Annotated in this window: 24 protein-coding genes and 1 pseudogene; 20 read left to right on the forward strand and 5 right to left on the reverse strand. The window is 50.6% G+C overall.

Features of this window, described 5'->3' with window-relative positions; all coding sequences use genetic code 11:
* Window positions 1-179: 179 nt before the first annotated feature.
* Together I8U17_RS04970 and I8U17_RS04975 are read left to right on the forward strand one after the other, a co-directional pair.
* Window positions 180-980, forward strand: a complete 801-nt coding sequence (locus I8U17_RS04970; protein ID WP_198059112.1) for an ATP-binding cassette domain-containing protein — start codon at window positions 180-182, stop codon at window positions 978-980.
* Between the two features lie 58 nt (window positions 981-1038).
* Window positions 1039-1548, forward strand: a complete 510-nt coding sequence (locus tag I8U17_RS04975) for a GNAT family N-acetyltransferase (protein ID WP_232330914.1) — start codon at window positions 1039-1041, stop codon at window positions 1546-1548.
* Here the strand turns inward: I8U17_RS04975 and I8U17_RS04980 are convergent.
* The 3 genes and pseudogenes from I8U17_RS04980 to I8U17_RS04990 form a co-directional block, all read right to left on the reverse strand.
* Window positions 1545-2197: pseudogene (locus tag I8U17_RS04980) on the reverse strand (site-2 protease family protein). The gene I8U17_RS04975 and the pseudogene I8U17_RS04980 sit on opposite strands and share 4 nt — an antisense overlap.
* Window positions 2198-2448: 251 nt before the next feature.
* Complete coding sequence (acnA, locus tag I8U17_RS04985; protein ID WP_033100129.1) at window positions 2449-5154, reverse strand: aconitate hydratase AcnA; 2706 nt, start codon at window positions 5152-5154, stop codon at window positions 2449-2451.
* Window positions 5155-5474: 320 nt separating this feature from the next.
* Complete coding sequence (locus tag I8U17_RS04990) at window positions 5475-6692, reverse strand: MFS transporter (RefSeq protein WP_033100130.1); 1218 nt, start codon at window positions 6690-6692, stop codon at window positions 5475-5477.
* A 239-nt stretch (window positions 6693-6931) separates the two neighbouring features.
* On the opposite strand from I8U17_RS04990, the gene I8U17_RS04995 reads away from it, so the two are divergent.
* The 5 genes from I8U17_RS04995 (at window position 6932) to I8U17_RS05015 (ending at window position 10845) form a co-directional block, all read left to right on the forward strand.
* Window positions 6932-7807, forward strand: a complete 876-nt coding sequence (locus I8U17_RS04995; RefSeq protein WP_198055889.1) for a LysR substrate-binding domain-containing protein — start codon at window positions 6932-6934, stop codon at window positions 7805-7807.
* A gap of 103 nt (window positions 7808-7910) precedes the next feature.
* Complete coding sequence (locus tag I8U17_RS05000; protein ID WP_033100131.1) at window positions 7911-8660, forward strand: IclR family transcriptional regulator; 750 nt, start codon at window positions 7911-7913, stop codon at window positions 8658-8660.
* A gap of 76 nt (window positions 8661-8736) precedes the next feature.
* The gene (locus tag I8U17_RS05005) at window positions 8737-9021 is read left to right on the forward strand and encodes a hypothetical protein (RefSeq protein ID WP_152568492.1); all 285 of its coding nucleotides are present in this window, start codon (window positions 8737-8739) and stop codon (window positions 9019-9021) included.
* Window positions 9022-9077: 56 nt separating this feature from the next.
* On the forward strand, window positions 9078-9827 hold the full coding sequence (locus I8U17_RS05010) for an SDR family NAD(P)-dependent oxidoreductase (protein WP_033100133.1): 750 nt from the start codon (window positions 9078-9080) through the stop codon (window positions 9825-9827).
* A 268-nt stretch (window positions 9828-10095) separates the two neighbouring features.
* Window positions 10096-10845, forward strand: a complete 750-nt coding sequence (locus I8U17_RS05015) for a DeoR/GlpR family DNA-binding transcription regulator (protein WP_232330915.1) — start codon at window positions 10096-10098, stop codon at window positions 10843-10845.
* A 92-nt stretch (window positions 10846-10937) separates the two neighbouring features.
* Here the strand turns inward: I8U17_RS05015 and I8U17_RS05020 are convergent, their stop codons facing one another.
* A complete protein-coding gene (locus tag I8U17_RS05020) occupies window positions 10938-11126 on the reverse strand; it encodes a hypothetical protein (RefSeq protein ID WP_198059114.1) in 189 nt (62 codons plus the stop codon).
* Window positions 11127-11503: 377 nt separating this feature from the next.
* On the opposite strand from I8U17_RS05020, the gene I8U17_RS05025 reads away from it, so the two are divergent.
* The 8 genes from I8U17_RS05025 (at window position 11504) to I8U17_RS05060 (ending at window position 17172) form a co-directional block, all read left to right on the forward strand.
* Window positions 11504-12067, forward strand: coding sequence for a class I SAM-dependent methyltransferase (locus I8U17_RS05025; RefSeq protein ID WP_033100136.1), 564 nt, complete (start codon window positions 11504-11506; stop codon window positions 12065-12067).
* Between the two features lie 255 nt (window positions 12068-12322).
* Entirely contained in the window at window positions 12323-13036 is a 714-nt protein-coding gene (locus I8U17_RS05030) for a 7-carboxy-7-deazaguanine synthase QueE (RefSeq protein ID WP_033100137.1), read from the forward strand.
* A gap of 14 nt (window positions 13037-13050) precedes the next feature.
* The gene (queC, locus tag I8U17_RS05035) at window positions 13051-13749 is read left to right on the forward strand and encodes a 7-cyano-7-deazaguanine synthase QueC (protein ID WP_033100138.1); all 699 of its coding nucleotides are present in this window, start codon (window positions 13051-13053) and stop codon (window positions 13747-13749) included.
* A 6-nt stretch (window positions 13750-13755) separates the two neighbouring features.
* The gene (locus I8U17_RS05040) at window positions 13756-14142 is read left to right on the forward strand and encodes a 6-pyruvoyl trahydropterin synthase family protein (RefSeq protein ID WP_033100139.1); all 387 of its coding nucleotides are present in this window, start codon (window positions 13756-13758) and stop codon (window positions 14140-14142) included.
* Window positions 14143-14162: 20 nt separating this feature from the next.
* The gene (gene queF, locus I8U17_RS05045) at window positions 14163-14654 is read left to right on the forward strand and encodes a preQ(1) synthase (RefSeq protein ID WP_033100140.1); all 492 of its coding nucleotides are present in this window, start codon (window positions 14163-14165) and stop codon (window positions 14652-14654) included.
* Window positions 14655-14876: 222 nt separating this feature from the next.
* Window positions 14877-15476, forward strand: a complete 600-nt coding sequence (locus I8U17_RS05050) for a pyridoxamine 5'-phosphate oxidase family protein (RefSeq protein ID WP_033100141.1) — start codon at window positions 14877-14879, stop codon at window positions 15474-15476.
* Window positions 15477-15555: 79 nt separating this feature from the next.
* Window positions 15556-15993 carry a BrxA/BrxB family bacilliredoxin gene (locus I8U17_RS05055; RefSeq protein WP_033100186.1) on the forward strand — a complete coding sequence of 146 codons (438 nt, stop codon included), beginning with the start codon at window positions 15556-15558 and terminating at the stop codon, window positions 15991-15993.
* 216 nt (window positions 15994-16209) lie between these two features.
* The gene (locus I8U17_RS05060; RefSeq protein ID WP_198059115.1) at window positions 16210-17172 is read left to right on the forward strand and encodes a glycine-rich domain-containing protein; all 963 of its coding nucleotides are present in this window, start codon (window positions 16210-16212) and stop codon (window positions 17170-17172) included.
* Between the two features lie 48 nt (window positions 17173-17220).
* Here the strand turns inward: I8U17_RS05060 and I8U17_RS05065 are convergent, their stop codons facing one another.
* A complete protein-coding gene (locus I8U17_RS05065) occupies window positions 17221-17937 on the reverse strand; it encodes an alpha/beta hydrolase (protein WP_220184974.1) in 717 nt (238 codons plus the stop codon).
* A 274-nt stretch (window positions 17938-18211) separates the two neighbouring features.
* On the opposite strand from I8U17_RS05065, the gene I8U17_RS05070 reads away from it, so the two are divergent.
* The 5 genes from I8U17_RS05070 (at window position 18212) to I8U17_RS05090 (ending at window position 24126) form a co-directional block, all read left to right on the forward strand.
* Window positions 18212-19621, forward strand: a complete 1410-nt coding sequence (locus I8U17_RS05070; RefSeq protein ID WP_198055891.1) for an amino acid permease — start codon at window positions 18212-18214, stop codon at window positions 19619-19621.
* Between the two features lie 152 nt (window positions 19622-19773).
* On the forward strand, window positions 19774-21714 hold the full coding sequence (locus tag I8U17_RS05075) for an AMP-binding protein (RefSeq protein WP_198055892.1): 1941 nt from the start codon (window positions 19774-19776) through the stop codon (window positions 21712-21714).
* A gap of 227 nt (window positions 21715-21941) precedes the next feature.
* On the forward strand, window positions 21942-22649 hold the full coding sequence (locus I8U17_RS05080) for a sigma-70 family RNA polymerase sigma factor (protein WP_198055893.1): 708 nt from the start codon (window positions 21942-21944) through the stop codon (window positions 22647-22649).
* 22 nt (window positions 22650-22671) lie between these two features.
* Complete coding sequence (locus I8U17_RS05085) at window positions 22672-23736, forward strand: anti-sigma factor domain-containing protein (RefSeq protein ID WP_198055894.1); 1065 nt, start codon at window positions 22672-22674, stop codon at window positions 23734-23736.
* 108 nt (window positions 23737-23844) lie between these two features.
* Window positions 23845-24126 carry an AbrB/MazE/SpoVT family DNA-binding domain-containing protein gene (locus I8U17_RS05090; protein ID WP_052154041.1) on the forward strand — a complete coding sequence of 94 codons (282 nt, stop codon included), beginning with the start codon at window positions 23845-23847 and terminating at the stop codon, window positions 24124-24126.
* Window positions 24127-24212 lie beyond the last annotated feature (86 nt).

The following is a 24212-nucleotide window of genomic DNA, read 5'->3' on the forward strand; positions in this document are numbered from 1 at the left end:
CATTTGTCTGACACAGCGCCGGAAGAAAAATTTTTTGAAAAATCAGGAGGGGGGATGGCGGCCTGCTGACTGATCAGCAGAAACGCTGGGTCAGGGGGGCGCAACCCGAAAACCATGCCTTTCACAGAACACTTGATTTGGACAGACTTGCAATTCGGCCGGAAAGGGTGACGTTACCGTTGCGTATAGATTGGTTCCATTTGAGAAAAACATTTGATTCTTACGAAGCGTCAAGACGATCCTTCCGTTCGCCCTGCCTGGGATTGCTCGATTTTTCCGCTTCGATCCGGGCCGGAGTTACCGTTATATTGGGCCCGAAAGGCGCGGGCAAAACCACGCTGTTGCGTTTAACCGCCATGGTTTCTGTCCCGGATGACGGACGGATTATTTATCAATGGGGTGAGCAAAAATCGTACGTTTGGTCGAAGGGAAATGCGACGGCCGGCTCATCCTTTTTGACGGAGCTGAAGGGAAAAATCAGTTATGTTCCCGTTCACTGCAGATGGGAGACGGACATGACCGTTGAAAAAGCGTTTTTGTATGAAGCGCAGTTGAAGCGCGTGATGAATCCGCGAAGAAAGAGTGCTGAAATCGTGGCCAAATGGGGGTTGGCCGGTTTTCGCCGCTCGTTTGTCAGTGAGCTGTCCGGAGGAGCTTTTAAACGCTTTTTATTGGCTCACAGTTTGCTGGTCGATCCCTCCATCTGGATTTTGGATGAACCGACCGAGGGATTGGATGAATTGGGCAAAAAACTTTTGTGGCGGGAGTTGCGATCCAATCCGCAAGGCCGGATTACCATGATCGCCACGGAAAAGGACATGGAGCTGGCGGAGGCGGCTGATGACTTGATCTTGATGGAGGCAGGGGTATGCCGCCGGATCGGCAAAAAGAAATACCTCGCAGCCAGTGTGCCGGAAGGAACCGTGGCTGCCTGGTACCAGGCGATGCAGGCATTTGCCAACCTGCGCCATTTCCGGTAGCGTCGCAAACCTCAGATTATGGAAAGCAACATACCTGATGAAAAGGGGAGTCAACAGCATGACGAAAACTATCATCCGCGCCCCCGAATCGGGTGAAGAGCAGGAGTGGTTGCGGCGCTTGTGGCAGAAGGAATGGGGCGGAGCAAAGATGGTTTCCAAAGGGAACGTTTTTCATCTGCATGTGTTGTCCGCCCTGATCGCGATTCAGCGAGGGAAGCCGGTGGGAGCCGTCACGTTTGCGATTCGGGCCGATGCGACGGAGATCCTGAGCCTCAATGCGCTGATCCCAAACTGCGGGGTGGGCGGCAGCCTGCTCCGGGCGGTTGAGCAAAAGGTGAGAGAGCAGGGCGGGAAGCGCATCTGTCTGATCACAACCAACGACAATCTGAATGCTTTGCGTTTTTATCAAAAACGGGGGTACCGGATGGTTGCTCTTTACCCGGGAGCGGTTGACGAGGCGCGCAAACAAAAACCCTCCATTCCGCTGGTCGGAAATGAGGGCATTCCGCTGCATGATGAGATTGAATTGGAAAAGCGCTTGCCGGGAGCAGAGGATTCTTCTCTTTAAAACAGAAAATGCAGCCAATCGCTCATGGCATTAATTGTACCGGGGATGAAAAAAGAGAAGTAAGGGGCCAAGACAAAGTTTCCGAGTGGAGTGACCGCCAGAATGATGAACAGGAGCCAGCCGTACGATTCATATTGATGCATTTTCGCCCGCGTTTCATGGAAACCAGATCTTCGATGAAGCGATACCCGTCCAGGGGTGGAAACGGCAGAATGTTGAAGAAGAAAAGAAGGATATTGAAATGGACCATGATGGAAAAAAAGGTGGTCATGATGCCGATCATGTTCGGAGTAAGGCTGGCATACCAGGAAAACTGCTGCAACAGGTCCCAGATGAACAGGGACAGAAAGGCCAGGAGAAGGTTGCTCAAGGGGCCGGCGATGGTAATGAGCGGACCGACCAGTTTGCGATTGCGCAGATAAAAACGATTGACCGGCACGGGTTTTGCCCAGCCAAATCCGGCTATGATCACCAACAGCGCCCCGAGCGGATCAAGATGGGCCGCCGGATTTAATGTGAGCCTTCCTTCATTTTTGGCTGTCGGGTCTCCAAAGCGGTAAGCGGTATAGGCATGAGCGAATTCATGGACGGTAAAAGCGATCAGGAGCGTGACCAGGATGAAGGGAAGCTGGGATAGCGGATAGGCCAGCCAGGATGAAAAATTCACAGGGCATCACCTTTTTCGAGATAATCAAAAAGCAGTGCCGAGTGGGTGGCACTGCTTTCATCATAACATTTGGATCAATTCAATGCGATTGCCAAACGGATTTAGAAATTCAAAACGGGCATACCCGGGGATGGGAACCGAATGCTGAACGGATATTCCAAGCTGGGTGAGCCGTTCTTCCCATGCGCCCGGGTCATCGAAGAGATCATTCCTGACCGGGATTCTTACCCGCTTTAACCGTTGAGGATTTGGCGCAAGACCGTTTGCAAAATACCGCCGTTGCGGTAATATTCCACATCGACCACGCTGTCCAGGCGCACGTCGACATCGAATTCAACCGTGCTTCCGTCCGGTTTGGTCGCTTTCACTTTCAGGGTTTGACCCGGAGCGATTTGATCGTTCAAACCGATGATATCAATGGTTTCTTTTCCGGTCAGGCCGAGCGATTTCCAGCTTTGGCCATCTTTGAATTGCAGCGGGAGCACGCCCATGCCCACGAGGTTGCTGCGATGGATGCGCTCAAAGCTTTCGGCGATCACGGCTTTGACCCCGAGCAGGTTGGTTCCTTTTGCGGCCCAGTCACGGGAGCTGCCGGTGCCGTATTCCTTGCCGGCGATGACGACGAGCGGGGTGTTTTCCTCTTTGTATTTCATCGCCGCATCGTAGATGGACATCACTTGACCGCTCGGAACGTGTTCCGTTACGCCGCCTTCCGATCCCGGTACCACCTGGTTGCGGATGCGGATGTTGGCAAAGGTGCCGCGGGTCATAACACGGTCGTTTCCGCGCCGTGAACCGTAGGAGTTGAAGTCTTTTACGCTGACGCCGTTTTCTTGCAGGTAGCGTCCGGCCGGGCTGTTGGTGGCGATGCTTCCTGCCGGCGAGATGTGGTCGGTGGTCACGGAATCACCGAGGAGAGCCAGGATGTGTGCGCCGGAAATCGGTTTAATCTCTTCCACTTCCGGTGACAGGCCGACAAAGAAAGGCGGTTCCTGGATATAGGTCGATTTTTCATCCCACTCATACAGAACGCCTTTTGGTGTGGGCAGTTGGTTCCAGCGTTCGTTGGCATCAAACACTTTGGCATACTGTTTGCGGAATTGTTCCGCGCTGATGGCGCTGGCCATCACATCGCTGATCTCCTGCGAAGACGGCCAGATATCTTTTAAATAAACCGGCTGTCCGCTCGGATCGTGGCCGATCGGCTCTTTTTCAAAATCGATGTTGACTGTTCCGGCGAGGGCATAAGCGACAACCAGCGGCGGGGAAGCCAGGTAGTTTGCTTTCACCAGCGGATGGATGCGCCCTTCAAAGTTACGGTTACCGGAGAGGACAGAGGCGACGGTCAGGTCGTTTTCCTCAATCGCTCTGCTCACATCATCAGAGAGAGGGCCGCTGTTTCCGATACAAGTGGCGCAACCGTAACCGGCCACGGTGAAGCCGAGTTTTGCCAGCGGTTCAATCAGGTTCGCCTTGGTCAAATAGTCGGTTACGACTTTGGAACCGGGGGTTAAGCTGCTTTTCACGTAAGCAGGTACGCTCAGGCCTTTTTCGACCGCTTTCTTCGCCACCAAACCGGCGCCGACCATCACGGACGGGTTGGATGTGTTGGTACAGCTGGTGATGGCTGCAATCACAACCGAGCCTTGTTTCAGTTCATAAGTGGTTCCGTCGGGACGGGTAACGCTGACCGATTTGCTGATTTCCTGGTCGGACAGGCCGAATCCGCGCTCATCAATCGGTTTGCGCAAGGTTTCATTCCAGGATTCTTTCATTTTGCTCAGCTCAATGCGGTCTTGCGGGCGTTTTGGTCCGGACAAGCTTGGAACGACGGTCGACAGGTCGAGTTCGATCGTATCGGTGTATACCGGATCAGGTGTTTCATCCGTACGGAAGAGGCCTTGTGCCGTGTAGTATTCTTTTACGAGCTGCACGAGGCTTTCATCGCGCCCGGTGTTGCGCAGGTAGTTGAGCGATTCTTCGTCAACCGGGAAGAAACCGATCGTGGCACCGTATTCCGGAGCCATATTGGCAACCGTCGCACGGTCGGCCAGGCTCAGATTGGACAGACCGGAACCGTAGAACTCGACGAACTTGCCGACAACGCCTTTTTTGCGCAGCATTTCGGTGACGGTGAGGGCGAGGTCGGTTGCAGTGGCTCCTTCAGCCAGTTTTCCGGTCAGTTTAAAGCCGATCACTTCTGGGGTGATGAAGTAGAGCGGTTGCCCGAGCATGCATGCTTCGGCTTCAATGCCGCCAACGCCCCAGCCGACAACGCCGAGCCCGTTGATCATGGTGGTGTGGGAGTCGGTACCGACAAGCGAATCCGGGAATACCACTTTTTCGCCGTCCACTTCCCGGGTCACGGCCACATTGGCCAAATATTCCAAGTTTACCTGGTGGACGATGCCGGTTGCCGGAGGAACAGCGCGGAAGTTATCCAGGGATTCGGCAGCCCAGCGCAAGAGTCGGTAACGCTCTTCGTTGCGTTTGAACTCCAGGTCCATGTTGTACTCCAAAGCATCGCTAGTTCCGGCTTTATCGACCATCACGGAGTGGTCGATGACCAGATCAACGGGAATGAGCGGGTTGATGCGTTTGGGATCACCGCCGACGCGCGCCATGGCTGAGCGCAGTGCAGCAAGGTCCACAACGGCCGGTACCCCGGTGAAATCCTGCAGCACGATCCGCGCGGGTTTGAAGGCGATTTCTTTGTCGGAACGCTTTTCTGCCCAGGTGGCCAATTGTTCGATATGTTCTTTTGTTACGGATTTTCCATCAAATTGGCGTACGGCTGCTTCCAGCAGCACTTTAATGGAGAATGGCAATTTGGAGACAGAGCCGACTCCTTGTTCTTCCAATCCGCTTAAACGGTAGTACACATATTCCTGATTTTCAACGGTCAGTTTGGAGCGGACGTTGAACAAATCCTTTGCCATGCGGGCAACCTCCTTTGCGGGTTGGTTTCGTCTGGTGAAACAAGGTTCTAAATTCGATACCATTATACAATGGTTTTGAAATATTGTATAGGCTTCCACTTAAAAAAAATGAGAAAACAATGGAAAAAAGCAGGCTTTGATCAACCAGGAGCGGGGGCTGTCACTCCAACATCCGGAAAAAACCATTCGCTTCTTTGGCGCAACCCGGAGACGAAAGCCGGGAATCTTGTGCGGCCTGCAACAATATAAGCGGTTTTCCCCGACGGACATCCCCTGTCTTACTATATGTGTGGTGAGCAGCGGTTTAGATCATGACAAGGTTAATGACTCTTATAAAAACTTCGGCCGGGCTTCGGCTTCTCTCTCAGGAGGAAAAGGAGAAATACCAAACCGAGTGAGACAAGCAACAGGCAGCCGATCATTTCGGTCACCCCGAACCAACCAAACCGGCTCCAGAACCAGCCTCCCGCTGAACCCGCCAGACTGGAACCGGTGTAATAGAAAAAGAGATAAAGGGAAGATGCTTGTGCTTTGCTGGCGGCAGCAAGTTTTCCCACCCCGCCGCTGGCCACGGAATGACTGCCGAAAAAGCCGAAAGTAAAAATTGCGACCGCGATTATTTTGCTGATGAGATGGGGATAGAGACTGAGTCCGTCGCTGATCAGCATCAGGAAGATTCCAAAGCCCAAAACTTTCGCCTGCCCCCATTTGTCGGCAAGACGGCCCATCCAGGCCGAACTGAATGTTCCGGTCAAATAGACGATGAAGATCAGGCTGACGGCAAAAGAACTCAAGTGATAAGGCGAGGCCATTAGATCGTAACCGATATAATTGTACAGGGAGACAAAACTGCCCATCAGGGCAAAACTGATTCCGTATAATAAGAGCAAACCCGGATTTTTCAAGCAATTGACCAGGGAAAAAAACAAGCTGCGGAGCTTCAGCCGTTTTGGATGGAAATGAGCGGACTCCGGCAGGTGTTTCCAAAACCAACAGCTGAGCAACAGGTTGAAGAGACCCATGCAGGTAAGAGCCGTTTGCCATGAAAACAGATCGGACAAAATGCCGACGGCGATACGCCCGCTCATTCCGCCAATGGAAGTGCCGGCGATGTAAATGCCCATCACCCGCCCCAGGCTTTGGGGATGAAACTCTTCATTAATATAGGTCATGGCGATCGAGGGTAGACCGGCCAGTGCTGCTCCGGTCAGCGCCCGGAAGATGAGCAGGAGAGTGAAATTGGGCAGAAAAGGAAGCAGCAAAGCGAGAACCGAAGAACAAAGAAGCGACAGGTTCATCATTTTTTTTCTGCCCCAGCTATCGGAGAGAGAAGCCGCCAAGAGCATGAAGACGGCGAGCATCCCCGTTGACAGTGATACGGATAGACTTGCGGTTACGGGCTTTACGTGAAATTCATGTGAGAAAAGGGGTAAAAGAGGCTGGGTGCTGTAAAGGATGGAAAAACTTACGAATCCCCCGGCGAAAAGGCAAGTCAGCGCTTTGGCAAAGGCGGGGGATCCCGGAACAATTTTGTTCAATGTTTATGCCTCCTTCAAGGATGGAAAACATTCATCTTTCTTTTTGGTGCAACCTGAAGGTGGAAACGGGAGCAAAACCGGAGAGGGTGGGCATACCAAGGCCCGGCTTGAAATATAAAAAAAGGGGGCATCTCCCCTCTTTCTCTTATCGTAGCGCTATCCTTTGCTGGTCGTAAAATTTCATTTTTGCATTAAATCAATGTTTTTCTGTTATTAAATGAACAGAAAGAGGGATCGGGATGGAATGGCAACAGCTCGAATATTTCAGGGTCGTCGCCCGTCTGGAACATTTCACACGCGCCGCCGAGCAGCTTGCGATCTCCCAGCCCGCGCTCAGTCGTTCCATCGCTGCGCTGGAAGAGGAAATCGGCGTTCCCTTTTTTAAACGGGAGGGAAGATCAGTGCGCCTGAACCGCTATGGGCATCTGTTTCTTCAGCATGTGGAGCGGGCGCTGGCTGAGATTGAAAAAGGAAAAAAGAAAATCGACGATCTTCTTAATCCGGAGAGGGGACTGGTCTCACTCGCTTTTTTGCATACGCTGGGTGCGCAGCTTATTCCGTCCTTGCTGCGGGAATTTCGAGAGGCCAATCCCTTCGTTCGCTTTCAGCTTTACCAGAATTCAGCCCAGCATATTTTGACACAGCTGGAGGCGGGGGAAATCGATTTGTGTTTTACCTCCCCCCCGGTGCGGCGTCCCGGTTTCGGCTGGGTGGATTTGCTTGAGGAGAAACTGGTTCTTCTGGTTCCGCGACACCATCGTTTGGCCGGGCGAGGAACCGTTCGTTTGGATGAGGTGGCAAACGACCCGTTCATCTGCATGAAACATGGATACGGATTGCGCTCAATCACCGAAAACCTGTGCCGGGAAGCCGGTTTTCGCCCGCAAGTCGCTTTTGAGGGGGAAGAGGTGACAACCGTGGCCGGATTGGTCGCGGCGGGACTGGGCATCGCTTTGATCCCGGAGGTTTCCGGACTGAATCAGGAAAAAACTGTTTGTCTGGAAGTGAGTGAACCCCGTTGCCGCAGGATGATCGGGATGGCCTGGCGGGAAGGCGGATTCATGCCGCTTCCGGTCTTGAAATTTCGGACGTTTGTGATGCAGCGCTTGGGGTGAACCATGTTTGCACGATATTTTTATTTCATCTTTTAGCCTGGAAGAGTATAATGTTTGAAAAACGAAATAAGTTTCATAGAATGAAACGCGGAGGGGCTAAACCTTGAGTGAAGCGAAAAAAGCAACAGTGCGGGCAGCCGAGCGGGCTTTGGATATATTGTTGTGCTTTGCAGATGCATCCCAACTTGGAATGATGGAGATCGCCGAGAAGACGGGACTGAATAAAAGCACGGTCTTTCGCCTTTTGGCTACATTGGAGGCAAAGGGATTTGTAAAACGCGATCCTCAGTCGGAGAAGTACCGCCTCGGTTTTCGCGTCTGGGAGCTGTCGGCCAATCTTGATCAGTCCGATGACCCGGCTGTGCTCTTCTTGCCGGAGATGGAGCGGTTGCGTGATGAACTGGATGAAACGGTCAGTTTATATATTCGCGACGGAGGGGAGCGCGTGCGGATTCAGGCGGTGGAAAGCAGGCAGGCGATCCGGCGCGTGGCTCCGGTTGGGGCGCGGATGCCGCTTGCCGTTGGTGCTTCCAGCAAAGTCCTCATGGCATATGCCGGGGAAGAAGCGGTATCCAAATTACTCTCTTCCCCCGACTGGCCGGAAAATCTCGAGCGTGAACAGTACCTTGAACAATTGCAGAAAATCAGGGAAGAAGGGTTTGCCATCAGTGTGGAAGAACGGGAAGCAGGAACCGCTGCCGTTTCCGTCCCTGTTTTTTCCAAGCGGGGCGATTTGGTGGCTGCTTTGGCCGTATCCGGTCCGGTTTCCCGCATGAATATCGACAAGATGATTCAGTTTGTCCCGCGGATGAAAGAGGCGGCGGTGCAAATGGGCAAAATGATCCGCTCGTAGGCCGGAAGAGAGAATGGGAAAAAAGACATTGGCTGATACTATGGATGCAAGCCTCAGGAACAAGGAGGAAAAGTTGATGCTTTTTTCCCCGGAAGAGATGAATTTTCTTTCCACAAGACTGGAAGAAGAAGCAGTCCGGTTGCGTCAGGGGCAGTCTGATGAGCTTGCGGCGACCCCGGAAGAGAGGCAACGGGAATTGCGCTTGATCAGTGAATTGCAGCGGAAACTGCGCGATTTAAAGAGCGAGATGACGCAGGAAGAGAAAGCGTTGGTGGCCCGTTTGGCCCGCGATGAAATCCATCATATTCATGGGCACGGGACCGGCGTTTATCAATCGATCTTGCAAAAAGTAGAGCAATGAAGGATGATTCCCCGCCGAGGTGTGGGGATTTTTCTTGTGAAAAGGAGGAAGGACCGATGGGGAAATTCAGCGGTCAAGTGGTGATTGTCACCGGGGCAGCCCAGGGAATCGGCAGGGCTGTTGCCGAGGGTTATGCGCGTGCAGGGGCTAAGGTGGTCATGGCTGATCTGAACCGGGATCTGTTGCTCAAAGCAGCAAGCCGCCTGCAATCGTTGAATGGAGAAGTGATTGCGGTGCCCGCTGATGTGCGCAAAGAAGAGGAGATTGTCCGATTGGTGCAAAAAGCCGTTGATGCCTTCGGAACGGTGCATATTTTGATCAACAATGCGGGGGTATCACGTTGGAAATCGCCTTATGACCTGACGGCCGAAGAGTGGGATGACGTGATTGACACCAATTTGCGCAGCGTCTTTTTATGCTCGCGCGAAGCGGCAAAAGTGATGCGAACGCAAAAGAGCGGCGTGATCATCAACCTCGCTTCAACCCGCGCACTCATGTCTGAACCCAACACAGAGGCTTATGCCGCATCCAAAGCGGGGATCGTCGGGTTGACCCATGCACTTGCCATTTCATTGGGCCCGGACGGGATCAGGGTGAATGCGATTGCCCCGGGCTGGGTTGAAACGGGTGATTACGGAGCGTTGCGGGCGGTTGATCATGAACAGCACCCGGCAGGACGGGTGGGGAAACCGGAAGACATTGTAAAAGCCTGTTTCTACCTGAGTGATCCCGAAAATGATTTTGTGACGGGGATTCAGCTGGTGGTCGACGGCGGAATGACGCGCAAAATGATTTATGAAGAGTGATGAGAGTCCCGGGGATGTTGGTCCCGGGACTTTTCCCATTGCCATCACGCCCTTTCGGCAGGTTACGCTGGCAACCGGGAGTGGCAGGATCAAGGGGATACCGGTGGTTGATTTTCCCTCTCTCCTATCCTCAATCTACCTTGCCGGATCGCAAAAAGCAACGTTAAAATTAAGCAATAGTAAGTGTTTATTGTTTTTATTGGTGATAAATGCTTAACTTTGCTTAAAAATGCTTAAACGGAGGCGAATCATGTACCAGGAGGAACGAATGCTGGGGATATTACAATATTTGAGAGAACACGGCCGGATCCGCGTACAGGACATTTGCGAGCAATTTAACGTCTCCCGCGACACGGCGAGAAGGGATCTGGTCAAATTGAGCGAGCAAAAACTGATCATCCGAACCCGGGGTGGCGCGGTTCTCCCTACCTTGAACCAGGAAATTGAAAGTTATAAGGAACGGCTGGATCTGAAAGGGGAGAGCAAAGAGCGAATCGGGAGGGAAGCGGCGAAGTGGATTCAGGATTATGACACGATTCTGCTGGATACTTCCACGACGGTTCAATATGCCGCCCAGGCAATAACGGCGCAAAACATTGTGGCGGTCACCAATTCGATCGACATCGCCGATATCCTGTCCGCGAAACCGGGAGTGAAGATTCACGTCTTGGGCGGGATACTCCATGCGCGGGACCGCTATTTGTACGGATCGGAGACGACCCGAAAGTTGCAGGAATATAAAGTGAACAAATTTTTAATGGGCGCGGGCGGAATTACCGATGAAGGCATTTTTTTTAAAAGCGAAGAGGACGGGCAGGTTGTGCGGGAAATGATCCATCGCGCTGAACAGGTGATCGTGCTCGCTGATCATACAAAATTCGGGAAGCCCTTGTTTTACAAAGTGTGTTCGCTGGACCAGGTTGATTTTTTGATTGCCGACCGGATTCCGGAGCGTTGGAAGCCGGTGTTGGACAGATTGGAGATCGAAGCACTGGAGACAGGAGAAGGACGGGATTAATATGGAGAAACGCGGGCAAGCCTGGACCCGGTCTGTATCGTCAGGAAGAACTGCAACGGCATTGCCCGCACACGGCGGTGACTGCTTTTTTGTTATTCGTCCGGGAGAATTTCAAACTTCTGGATTAACAGCCTTCTCATTTTTTTCAGTTGTTGCTGGTGCCATTCGTCCTCATAGTTTTTTAATCGCTTGTAAGTATCAAGCAGGGCAAATTCAATGATGGCGCATTCTTCGGCATCAAAGATGCGCACATAGGAATCATCCGTCAGCTTCTTACTCATCATTTCCCTCCTCCTTTTTCATTTTCGACAAGGAAAAGGGGAATTAGCCGCTCGATTTTCCTGTCCCGGAACCTGACAGGTTGGTTTGTGTTTTGATTCTCCGGCTTGGCGCTCAAAAATAAGGAATCAACAGCTGAAAAGTCGGTTTTTTATCTGTATGCGGATGTGAACCCGCTTATGACCGGGGAAATATTTGTCTTTCCCGCACCGTTCCAGGCGCAGGTTTCGCAAAAATAACATAAAAATTCAAGCAGAATCAGGATTATAATGAAAAAAGACGCTTGAGCGCGACATGGCCGATCCGGCATTTTGATGATTCCACCAATCCACACGCCTGATGGCAGACAGATAAACAGAACTTATTGGGGGTTTTCACAATGGGTGAATCAATTGACGAAATCCGCGTCGTTGTAGGGGCGGGAAAAACGATCAACAACCCGGGCTGGATTCACACTAATGAACATGAATTGAATTTGCTGAAACCGGAAGATTGGGAAGCGCGATTTGCTGAAGAATCGATTACGGCCATTTTGGCGGAACATGTGTGGGAGCATCTGACTTTTGAAGAAGGAGTGAGGGCTGCCCGTATTTGCCGCCGTTTTTTATTGCCGGGAGGATGGATTCGCTGTGCCGTGCCGGACGGGTATTTTCAAAACAAAGAATATCAGCAACTCGTCAAAGCGGGGAGAGCGGGAAATGCGGATAACCCGGCTGCTTCGCATAAAATCGTCTACAATTATCAATCGTTCACCCGGATGTTTGAGGAAGCCGGTTTTTTGGTGAAGCTGCTTGAATACTGCGATGAAAACGGTCATTTTCATTATGTGGACTGGGATCCCCTCGATGGTTTTATCTACCGCTCCCGCCGCTTTGATCACCGCAATCAGTCGGGTGAGCTGAAAAGTGTTTCCCTGATCGTCGATGCGGTAAAGCCGTTTTGAACCGCTGATTGCAGGCAACCCTTACCTTTGAATTCCACGATATCTGCCCGGCTTTTCCGAAACGATGGCCGGGTTGCTCTCCGCTCTTTTGAATCCCTGATTTTCCCTTTTTTAAGACCGATCTTGTGAAACAAGGCGAATTTCGCTATGATTTTTGGATGTGCGGTATTGTCTGTCCGCGCCTGCTTTTGATAGCATGGGTTTAGTCCGGATCCTGAGCGAAACGCTTTTCAGATAGAGAAGAGGTGCGTTCTTTTGCAGAAAGAACGATTGACGGAAGATCCGAAACTTCCGATGGTCGAAGTATTTCAAACAGTGGAAGGAGAAGGGACGAAAGCGGGGTATCCGACCACGTTCGTACGGGTGTACAATTGCAATCTGCGCTGTACGTGGTGTGATACACCCTACAGTTATGCCCCCGCTAAACCGGAGTACTTTGCCACGGTATCAGAAATTGTCGGGCAGGTGAGGGAATACGGCAATCGGCACATCTGCCTGACCGGGGGTGAGCCGCTGATGCACGGGAATAAGTCCCTTCTTTTGATGGCGGCCCTTGCCGGAATCGAAGAGGTGGATGACGTGCATGTGGAAACCAACGGCGCCATCCACCTCGGGCCTTTTGATGAATGGCGCAAAAACAACGGAAAAATCGGGCAAAAGGTCCGGTTTATTTTGGATTACAAACTGCCGGCCAGCGGAGAAAACGACAAGATGATTGAAGAGAATTTTGCCTTTTTGCGTGACACGGATGAGGTGAAGTTTGTGATCGCTGATGAGGAAGATTTTTGCCTGGCGGCGTCCGTGGTAAAGGAAAAAATGAAGAAGGGCGTCCCGCTGTTCAGCCCGGTCTGGGAAACGATGAAACCGGACCGTCTGGTGGATCTGATCCTCGAACAGCGATTGACTAAGGTCAAACTCAATTTGCAGATTCACAAAATCATTTGGGACCCCGATGCGCGGGGCGTTTAAGGGGGAGAAAACGCATGAGCAATCGAGCGGTTGTCGTATTGAGCGGCGGTTTGGACAGTACCACGTGCATGGGGATTGCCAAAGAGGCAGGCTATGAATTGTATCCCATCACTTTTTATTACCAGCAGCGGCATGACAAAGAAGTGGAGCATGCCAAAAAAGTGGCGGCTTTCTATGGAGTGGAACAACGGCATAAAATCGTGAACGTTTCCTTTTTGGGGGATATTGGCGGCAGTGCCCTGACCGACGAGGCGATCGAGGTGCAAACAGGCGGAGTGCAGGATGGGATTCCCGACACCTATGTGCCGGCGCGAAATTTGATTTTCTTGTCACTGGCGACCGCTTATGCCGAAGTGATCGGGGCGGAAAAGATTTATACAGGAGTGACTGCGGTTGATTACAGCGGTTATCCGGACTGTCGGCCCGAGTTTATCGCTGCGATGACGGAGACGATTAATCTTGCGACCAAAATGGGGGTTACATCGGAGGGAAAATTGAGCATTGAGACACCGCTCATTCATTGGTCCAAAGCGGAAATCATCAGGCGCGGCTTGGAACTCGGCGTACCGTATGAACTGACCACTTCCTGCTACCTCGGCGGGGAAGAAGCCTGCGGGGAATGCGACAGCTGCCTGCTCAGGCTCAAGGGTTTTGCGGAAAACAACGCAACTGATCCGATCCCCTATAAAAAAATTCCCTCACAATTCAGGTGATGAACGATGCGCGGCAAGTATACACTCGTCAAGCATTTCTGGATTTCCTGTGCCCATAGCGTCCCGGGTGCGGGCAAGTGCGAACGGATTCACGGTCATAACTACAAAGTGACTTTTTGCGTGGAGGGGCAGGAACTGGACGAGCAGCATATGTTGATTGATTTCCGTCAGGTAAAGCATGCATTGGAAAAAAAATATGACCATTATCTGCTTAACCAGTTTCCCGAATTCGATCCCGAGCAAGGAGGGGCTGCCCCCACTACGGAAAAAGTGGCTGAAGTCTTTTTCTCGATCATCGATGGCCTTTGCCGGCAAAAGAAAAACCAGCCGCTGGTCAAATGGGTCGAAGTGCAGGAAACGAATGAAGCCTATGCGCGTTTTGAGCGTTTATAATCATGTGTGGAGGAAAGAACATGAACGAGCAAAAGAAGGAAGACTTGAATCTGCATTTGCTTGGCAGCAAGACGGACTATGAATTTGAATATAATCCCGGTTTGCTCGAAGCGTTTGATAACCGTCATCCGGACCTCGACTACTTTGTCAAGTTTAATTGCCCGGAATTTACCAGCCTTTGTCCGATTACCAACCAGCCCGATTTTGCTACAATCTATATCAGTTATGTTCCGGATCAAAAGCTGGTGGAGAGCAAGTCGCTCAAGCTTTATCTCTTCAGCTTCCGCAATCACGGGGACTTTCATGAAAACTGTGTGGTTGTCATCATGAAAGACTTGATTAAAAAATTGGATCCCAAATATATCGAAGTCTGGGGAAAATTTCTCCCGCGCGGCGGGATCAGCATTGATCCTTATGTCAATTATGGAAAACCAGGGACAAAATGGGAGAAAATTGCGCAGGAGCGCTTGGCCAAGCACGACCTCTACCCGGAGCGGGTGGATAACCGGTAAGGAATATACAGCTGGCGAGCGGGTGTACCTCTGATCGACCATTTGAAACGCTGGGAACGAAGGGGTGCACCCGTTTTCACAAAAAAACCTTAACGAATTTGTTTTTCAAATGAGAACCAGAAACATGTAAAACATTTCTGATTATTGTTTGCTGAATTTGATTATTTTTCTTATACTTTGGTTAAGAAAAAACCCTATAAAGTATAGAGGTGTGTTAAATCCATGTCTTCACAAGGCGAGCACTGGCTCCAAAAGAGGTTTGGCACCGAAAAACGGGCCAACACATTTTATGAAAATCAGATGCTTGATCACCTGTCGCCTGCCATGCAGGATTTTCTCCTGAAACAGGAAATGATGTTTCTTGCCACAAGCGACCGCCAGGGGAATTGCGATATGTCCTTTCGTGCCGGTAAACCAGGGTTTATACATATAATAAATAAAAAAAACGTGATATACCCGGAGTATCGTGGAAATGGTGTATTGGCAAGCCTTGGGAACATGTTGGAAAATCCGCATATCGGAATGTTGTTTATCGATTTTTTTACCCACAGAATCGGTCTGCATATCAACGGGACAGCGGGAATCATTGAAGATGAAGCACTGACGCGATGCATTCCGAGACCGATTGCGCTTCATCTGCAGCAGACAGTGGAAAAACAGGTGGAGGCTTGGGTTTTGGTGAAAATTGACGAAGCTTATATTCATTGTTCCAAAAACATTCCCTTGCTGAAAAAGGTGGAACCGGCTGTGCAGGCAAATCAAATGTCCACGGCCAGCGGGGACTTTTTTGGGACAAAGATGTACAAGCAGCAAATGACGTGACAAAGGCCTCAAGCATGATTGGTAGACTCTTGCTTTGAAAATGGGATAAAATAGATGCGAAGGAGGGATGACAGTGTCCATGAACTTTTATGTCCAACAAATGCAAGCTATGGTTCAACATATGCGTGATGAGTTGACCAACGTCGGATTTAAGGAATTGCGCACACCCGAAGAGGTGGATGCAGCCTTGACCGGCGAAGGCGCAAAAGGAACGGCCCTGGTGGTGGTCAACTCCGTTTGCGGATGCGCAGCCGGCCTGGCCCGCCCCGCAGCTGCCTTTTCGCTGAAACACGATAAAGTGCCGGATCATTTATATACCGTTTTTGCCGGGCAAGACCGGGAAGCAACCGCCCGGGCACGCGAGTATTTTGAAGGTCAACCGCCTTCTTCCCCGTCTTTTGCTCTTTTAAAAGACGGCAAGTTGGTGCATATGATTCACCGTCATGAAATCGAGAATGTGCCGCTGGAAGAGATCGCTGCCAACCTGACGGCTGCTTATGACCGGTATTGTGACTAATTGCAGAATGACGGCCCTTGAACTCCCTCCCAATTCTGAGGGAGTTTTTTCTGTGAAATAGCGGCGGGGGATGCCACGCCCCTCCCGATTGTGTCCAGCTTTCATCCCTGTTTTTCTGCCGGTGAGAAGGTGTCATTTCTTTGGCTGATGAGCGGCAAGGGTGCATTTCTCTTCATCGATTGATTACAATGGTAGAGAGAGGAGAGATGGCGGGGAATGGAAATCATCGCTGGTTTGTTGCTGGTGTTTTTCATTGGAATGAGCATCGTGGTCAATGTTCTCTATCGGTTGGCCAAGAGAAAGAAACACCGGCTTTTATACGTTTTGCCCGATCTTGGCATGCAGGATCATGGCGAAGAGTTTCGGGGAAACTTCCGGGCATTGTTGCGCCACTTGGAACAATCGCTTTCCGAACGCTATGTGGAACGGGTTAAGGAACGCGTCATTCGCGAACACCAAATCAGTCTGACTGAATGGGAAAACCGCTGGTTTGAATGGAAACGTTATTTGATCATGGCCGCGCTCCTGAAAAGTGTTCCGATGTTCAGCCGGGAAGTCGATGAAATCTGGCACGAAAAATTGATGTTTACCCGCGAATATGAGGATTTTTGCAGACGTTACCTTAAAACGGCATTGCACCATGCCCCGAACAAAACGGATGCGCCTTTTAATCCGCAAGAACGCGCGTGGTTCGATCTCGTGTATGTCCTGCTGTTCAAACCGACCCGGTACAGTTTGCAAACCTGGGGACCTTTCTTGCGACACCCGTTATCCAGGGAATTCCTCGAAGAATTCAAAAAGGAAGACGAGGATCGGTTGGCAGAGAAATATTTCAACACTCGGGCGCAAAATGATCTTCCCGGAGCTGGAGTGCTTGTTCGCCATTTGATTCAATACATAAAAAAACTGCTGAGAGAAGTTGAACATCACGCTTTCCGATTTGGCACGGATGTTGATTCATTTCGGAAGAACGCCGCGTTTCAGCCGCAAAACAAAGATTTGGCTCTTTCAATGGTTAAGGGTGTCATCTTTTTGTCCAGTTATTTTCCGGAAAGTTTTCGCCAGCGTTATCAGGAGTTGTTTGGCAAAGATCCGGGGTCGGAGGATGAGCTTGGATGTTTTGCCGCTTCAGGCAGTGACGTGGAAACAGCGGACGGAAAAAAGGAGTTTTTGGATTAGCAACCATCCGCAGGGGGCCGAAGCCTCTGCGGATGATTTTTATGTAGATCACTCTGTGCCAAAGAAAGTTTGCAGGGCACGGGGCAGGTCCCGTTGCCAGAAGCCCCAGGTGTGGTCTCCCTCATCTTCAATGTAGTGAACTTGCGCGTTTTTTTCCTTCAGGCTGCGATAAATTTCGCGATTGCGTGCAACGAGATCGAACGTGCCCAGATGCGTGGGAACGGCCGTTTCCGATGTTCCGACCGATTGATACAGTTTAAGGCGGGAGAGCGAAGGCTGACGCAGGATTTGCTCAGTCGTCGCTTCCATGAACGCGCCGGATTGGGAGAGCACTTGGTCACATACCTCGGGATAAGTCAAGGCGATATGCAGGGAGACTGTTCCGCCGAGGGAGGAACCGCCGATCACGAGATCCTCTTTTTTCCGGCTGGCGGGATACTTTGTGCGAATCAAAGGGAGAAGTTCTTCGACGATCATGTTCATGTGAAGCGGCTGACGCTGGCCGATGGGTGAGTATTCCGACGTGCGTTTTTCCTTTTGCACGGGTACGGCCGCCATCATGAACGGTATGATTTTTTTCTGCTCCATCATGCGGGTGGCCTGGGTTACTATCCGGCCAAGATTAAAGTAATCCGGCCCGTCATGCAATACGAGCAGAGGATATTCTCCGTTTTTCTCTTCGTCGTCGGGAAGATAAACCAAAATTTCTTTTGTTTCACCCAGATGCTTGCTGTTCAATTCTTCTCTTTTGATGATCCTTTTCAATGTGATTGGCTCCTTTTCCCTTGGTGTAAGACGATTGTACCCATACTATACCTTATTTTTGCTTTATTTACCTGTTGATTATTTATATCACTTTCTTGTATATTTATACTGTTGGTATTGATAGTTTAAAGGTATTTGTGTTCAGGACTCAATAAAATATACAAGAAATCTGTCATTTCTAACGAGTGCGGAAAAATATTGCTTTGCGTTTTTTTAAAAAAATTATAAAATCGAGTTAGAGGGAAATGGCTATAAAAAAAGGGGAGGTCGTCTGTTGAATACGAGTCAAGAGCAGCAAGGACAGCTGAAACAATCGATGAAGAGCCGCCACTTGTTCATGATTGCCCTCGGTGGAGTGATCGGAACGGGCTTCTTCCTCAGTACAGGCTTCACGATCGGACAGGCGGGGCCGTTAGGTGCGGTATTATCTTATATAATCGGCGGAATCTGCATGTACCTGATCATGTTGTGCCTGGGTGAATTATCTGTGGCGATGCCTTCTGCAGGATCGTTCCAGGATTATACCACCAAATTCATCGGGCCGGCCACCGGTTTTGCCGTCGGATGGATGTATTGGCTGGGCTGGGCCGTGACAGTGGCGCTGGAACTCACGTCGATCGGGTTGACCATGAAGCACTGGTTTCCCCATGTCTCGATTTGGGTATGGTGCTTAATCTTTGGAGTCGTGTTATTTGTTGTAAACGCTTTCTCGGCCAAGGGATTTGCGGAGACCGAGTTCTGGTTTGCCAGCATCAAAGTGATTACCATCATTTTGTTCATTATTTTGGGCGGGGCTGCCATGTTTGGATTCATCCACCTGAAGGGTGGAGAAGCGGCTCCCTACTTGAGCCACTTTACTCAGGACGGGTTGTTCCCCAATGGGTTTATCAATGTGCTGGTTACGATGGTGGCCGTCAATTTTTCCTTTCAGGGGACGGAATTGATTGGGATTGCCTCCGGGGAAAGTGAAAACCCGCAAAAAACGATCCCGCGCGCCATCCGGCAAACGGTGTGGAGAACGATTTTGTTTTTTGGACTGGCTGTTTTTGTTTTATGCGGATTATTGCCGTGGAAACAGGCTGGGGTCATGGAGAGCCCGTTTGTGACTGTACTTGATAAAATCGGCATTCCATATGCTGCGGATATCATGAATTTTGTCATCTTGACGGCACTGTTATCCGTGGCGAACTCGGGCTTGTACGCAACGACGCGGATGCTGTACGCCTTGTCCAAAAACGGTATGGCCAGTCCGGTGTTCGGCAGGCTGACCAAACGGGGTGTTCCGTTTAACGCTTTGATTTTGAGTATGGCAATTGCTTGCCTTTCCCTCCTGTCTTACAAATTTGCTGAGGATACTGTCTATATGGTGCTTCTTTCCATCGCGGGAATGACGGCGATTCTGGCATGGATGTCCATTGCTGCATCGCAGTTTTTCTTCCGGCGCCGTTACCTGGCCGAAGGCGGAAAATTGGAAGCACTCCATTTTAAAACGCCGCTTTATCCGGTTGTGCCGATTCTTGCCTTTCTCATTAACCTGATCGCTTTGATCAGCCTGTGGTTTGATCCGACGCAGCGGCCGGCGATCGAATACGGCATTCCGGCATTTATTCTTTGTTATATCCTGTATTTCCTCTTTTTCCGCAAAAAGAGCGAGGCCGCGAGATTGAAAATGGAAACGAAATAAAGATGTGCGGGCTTCCATGTGTTGAGCATGGGAGCTTTTTTTCTGTGAAAGTGTGTATTTTATATCTGAAATATGCAAAGTTTTGACCCAATAATCATAATAGATTTAAAATATAGAGGGATGATTTTATTCAGAAATGGAGTGATCTTTCGATGCACAAGCCAGTATGGTTTCCAAAACAAGAGCAAATGGAACAGACACGCTTGTATCGATTTATGAAACGGCTGGGGTTTCGGGACTATGACCGGTTTTATGAACAATCAATCAAGAATATCGCCTGGTTTTGGGATGAAGTTGTGAATGATCTGGGCTTGCGATGGATGATGCCGTACCGGCAAGTGTTGGATATGTCCGATGGCATCGCCTGGACCCGCTGGTTTGTCGATGGAAAGATCAACATTTCCGATAACTGCCTGGACCGGTTTGTCGAAGAACCCGCTGCCCGGCATCGCCTGGCCCTCATCTGGGAGGGAGATGACGGGACGACGAAAAAATACACCTACCGCGACCTGTGGCTGGAAGTGAACCGGCTGGCATGCGGATTGAAGAAATTGGGGGTGGCTGCGGGGGACTGCGTCGCTATCTACATGCCGATGATTGCCGAAAATGTGATAGCCATGCTGGCGGTTGCCCGGATAGGCGCTATTTTTACTCCCTGTTTTTCCGGATACGGAGCTGAAGCGGTGGCGACCCGGATTCAGGGCTGTCAGGCGAAATGGCTGATCACGGCTGATGGCTATTTGCGCCGGGGAAAAGTGGTTGCGATGAAAGAGGAGGCGGATCGGGCTGCAGATTTGTCGCCGAGTGTGGAGAAAGTGGTTGTGGTCAGCCGGCTGGGAAGAGATTGTCCGTGGAACCCGGACCGGGATGTGAAGTGGGATCAATTGACTGCAGAAATGAAAACGCTTTCTCCTGCGGTGACGGACGCGAATGACCCGTTTATGATTATCTATACCTCCGGAACAACCGGCAAACCGAAAGGAACGGTCCATGTACACAGCGGATTTCCGCTCAAAGCGGCCTTTGATGCGGGTTATGCCTTCGATGTGGGACTGGGGGACATTCTGTTCTGGGTGACCGATATGGGTTGGATGATGGGGCCGTGGATGGTTTTTGGCACTCTGCTGTTGGGAAGCACCATGCTCGTATTTGAAGGTACGCCGGATTATCCGACTCCGGGACGTCTCTGGGAATTGACGGAAAAACACGGCGTTACCCATCTGGGCATTTCTCCCACGCTGATTCGTGCGCTCATGAAACATGGCACATCGTGGTTCAGCCAGCGGGATTTAAGCAGTCTGCGCGTGTTCGGTTCGACGGGGGAACCCTGGAACCCGGAGCCTTGGCACTGGCTGTTTGAACAAGTGGGAGGAAAGCGGGTTCCCATTTTCAACTACTCAGGCGGAACCGAAATCTCTGGCGGAATTTTGGGCAACCATTTCTTCAAGCCGATCGTTCCCTGCGGTTTTGCCGGACCGCTGCCCGGAATGGACGCCGAGGTGTTTGATGATCAGGGAAAAACGGTTCGGGGCGAGGTGGGCGAATTGGTGTTGCGGCAGCCGTGGGTAGGCATGACCAGCGGATTTTGGCAGGATGCCAGACGCTATGAGGATACCTATTGGTCGCGCTGGCCCAAAACGTGGCTGCACGGGGACTGGGTCATTGTCGATGAGGGGGGGCAGTGGTTCATCACCGGCCGTTCCGATGATACATTGAAAATCGCCGGAAAACGTTTGGGACCGGCGGAGATGGAATCGGTTCTGGTCGATCATCCGTCCGTGATTGAAGCGGCAACGATCGGGGTTCCGGATGCCGACAAAGGGGAAAGCGCCGTCTGTTTCGTTGTCGTACGCGGCGACGGGGAGGAAGTTCAGTCGCTGACAGAAGAGCTGGTCCGATTCGTCGGAGAGCGGATGGGAAAAGCATTAAAACCGAAACGGGTGCATATCGTGGACGAACTGCCGAAAACGCGTAACGGCAAAATCTTGCGCCGGGTCATTCGTGCCGCCTATCTGGGGGAGAATGCAGGGGATCTTTCATCGCTGGAGAATGCACACGCAGTTGAAAAAATTCGCCGGTTGGCCGGTGTGTGACGGACGGGGGAGAAGGAAGAGGAGGCATCCGCCCGGGGTGATCCTCTTCCTGTTTTGTTTCTGCAAATCATGCAAGTCGACACCTTGCTTTAATTTATACTATTTTTTAAAATAAATTATCTTCAAAAGACGGGGTGCGGGGAACATGGTAAAATGTTGATGGCCTGTGGGGACAAAAACAAGGTTGGCGATGCGAATAAATACATAGGGAGAGGTGTCGGTATTGCATGTTTCGGGGAACAGATTTGGAAATGCGCGTGTTACAGGTGCAAGAAACGCACTCTCCTGAACAGAGAGACGAACTATTGCGTGAACTTGAACCGCACGTGCGCAGAATTGCATCACGGATCTGCAGAAGGGTTGTTACACCTCATGATGATGAATACATGATTGCTTATCGGGCGATCGATGAAGCGATCGGGAGATATAATCCCGAACATCGTGCCACCTTTTTATCATTTGCCTACAAGGTCATCCAGCGCCGGCTGGTAGACTATTTCAGGCAGGAAGGCAGGCATCAACGCTCGGTTCCCCTCTCTGCGCCGGGTGCACGTGAAGAAGAGACGCATAATCAAGAGTTAGTCGCTTTGTCGTTTGAAAGACACAAAAAAGAAGAGACAGACCGATTGCGCCGTTTGGAGATTGAAATTTTTATCCGTTCTTTGGAAAAATACGGAATCACGTTGGAGGAATTGACGAAAAAGAGTCCGAAACATCGGGATACACGGGAAAGTTTGTTGCAAGTTGCCAAAATGTTAGTATCGGACAAAAACTTAATGCAAAAGTTTTTATCCCAGAAAAAGACAGAGAAAGATCTGGCAAAAACACTCGGTTTGCACAGACGAACGCTTAACAGACATCGAAACTACCTTATCGCCCTCACCATTGTTGTGGTCGAAGATCTTACCCTGATCCGCAGTTACATTGGGTTATAGGGGAAGAAGGGAGGTTGGACTGATGCGAAAAGGGATCATTATGGAGGTTCAGGCGAAGCACTGGATCATTTTAACCACCGATGGTGAATTTGTTAAAGTTCCAAAAACCAATGATCTTTCCCAGGTTGGAGAAGAAATTTCCGTTCAGACATCACCCGTGAGAAAGCAGAAGCGCGCTGCATGGATTGCGGCCATTTCTGCTGCGGCTGCGGCGATGCTCGGAACTTTTTTTATTCTGTCCTCGGCGGCACCCGACAAAGCCTATGCCCAAACCTATGTGTATCTTGATGTAAATCCGAGTGTTGCCATCGCTTTAAATAAAGATAGAAAAGTGGTCAAGGTTGAACCGCTGAACAAGTCGGCGGAAAAGCTGCTGAAGCAGGCTGATTTCCATGGGGAAAGCGTCGACGATTTTGCTGTTCAGTTTTTGGAAGCAGCGCGAAGAAACGGATATCTGCACAATCAAGACCAAGTGGTGCTGTCAGGGATTAAAGAGGAGAAAGAGAGCGTCTCCACGATCAATTCCTTGAAAAAGGTGATCAGTGAGGAGAGCGAAGACCGACATCTCGGTTTGCATGTGCACACTTTGGCCATGCCCAAAAAAGTGCAGACAAAAGCGGCGAAGAAAGGTTTGTCGCCGGCGAAATACGCTGTCTGGGTGCTCGCGAAGAAAGAAGGAAAAGAGCTTCCGCTGGAAGAGGTCAATGATACGCCGATCGAAGCTTTGGCCAATGATATCAAACCGGTATCCGAATTGTTGAAAAAGCCTTCTGCTACGGATTGGAATTCGATTATCGATGACGGTTCGGAAACGGATGGGCAAACCCCGCCAAAAGACCAGCCCACGGAAGAACCGGCGGATTCCAATCAGAAATTGAATGGATCGGGAAATCAGACACCCACCGATAACGAAAGTCAGCAGAATACTCCCGATCAGACCAATCAGCCGACTAAAGCCAATCCGGGAACTGACACTTCCACATCAAACAACCCGGGTTCTGCTACGACCAATGTGGAAGGCAACACCCAAACCGACACGGGAACTTCAACTGGGTCAATGACGCAGAGTCCATCAGGTTCCCAGTAGAGATAAACGGTCACAGCGATACCGACAACCTTTTTGTGACGCTCGCTTGTTTGTTGCAAGCTGACACCTCCCGAAACAGCTTTCAACAGTAATGAGAGGAGCCATGGGATGAAAGGAATCGGGATCGTTCGCAAAGTAGACCATTTGGGACGCATCGTTTTACCAAAGGAATTAAGAGATTTGATGAGCATCAATCCCCACGATGGGGTGGAAATTTTTGTGGATAACAATGCGATTGTCCTGAAAAAATATAACCCCAGTTGTATTTTGTGCGGAAGTTCTTACAATCTCTTCTACTTTCGTGACAAGATCATTTGTGAAGAATGCATCTCAGAAACAGCGAAATATGTGTTGGCGAAACAGCCGCAAAAGACCGTTTCACACAAATAAGCGCCTGGAAAAGGGCGCTTTTTCTGTTGAGCGAAGCATGTGGATGCCGGGAATTTCCTGTCTTTACTGCTGTGCTGCTGTACATG

Origin of the sequence: Thermoactinomyces sp. CICC 10521, assembly GCF_016055135.1 — a bacterium.
In the GTDB taxonomy this organism is placed as follows: Bacteria; Bacillota; Bacilli; order Thermoactinomycetales; family Thermoactinomycetaceae; genus Thermoactinomyces_A; species Thermoactinomyces_A daqus.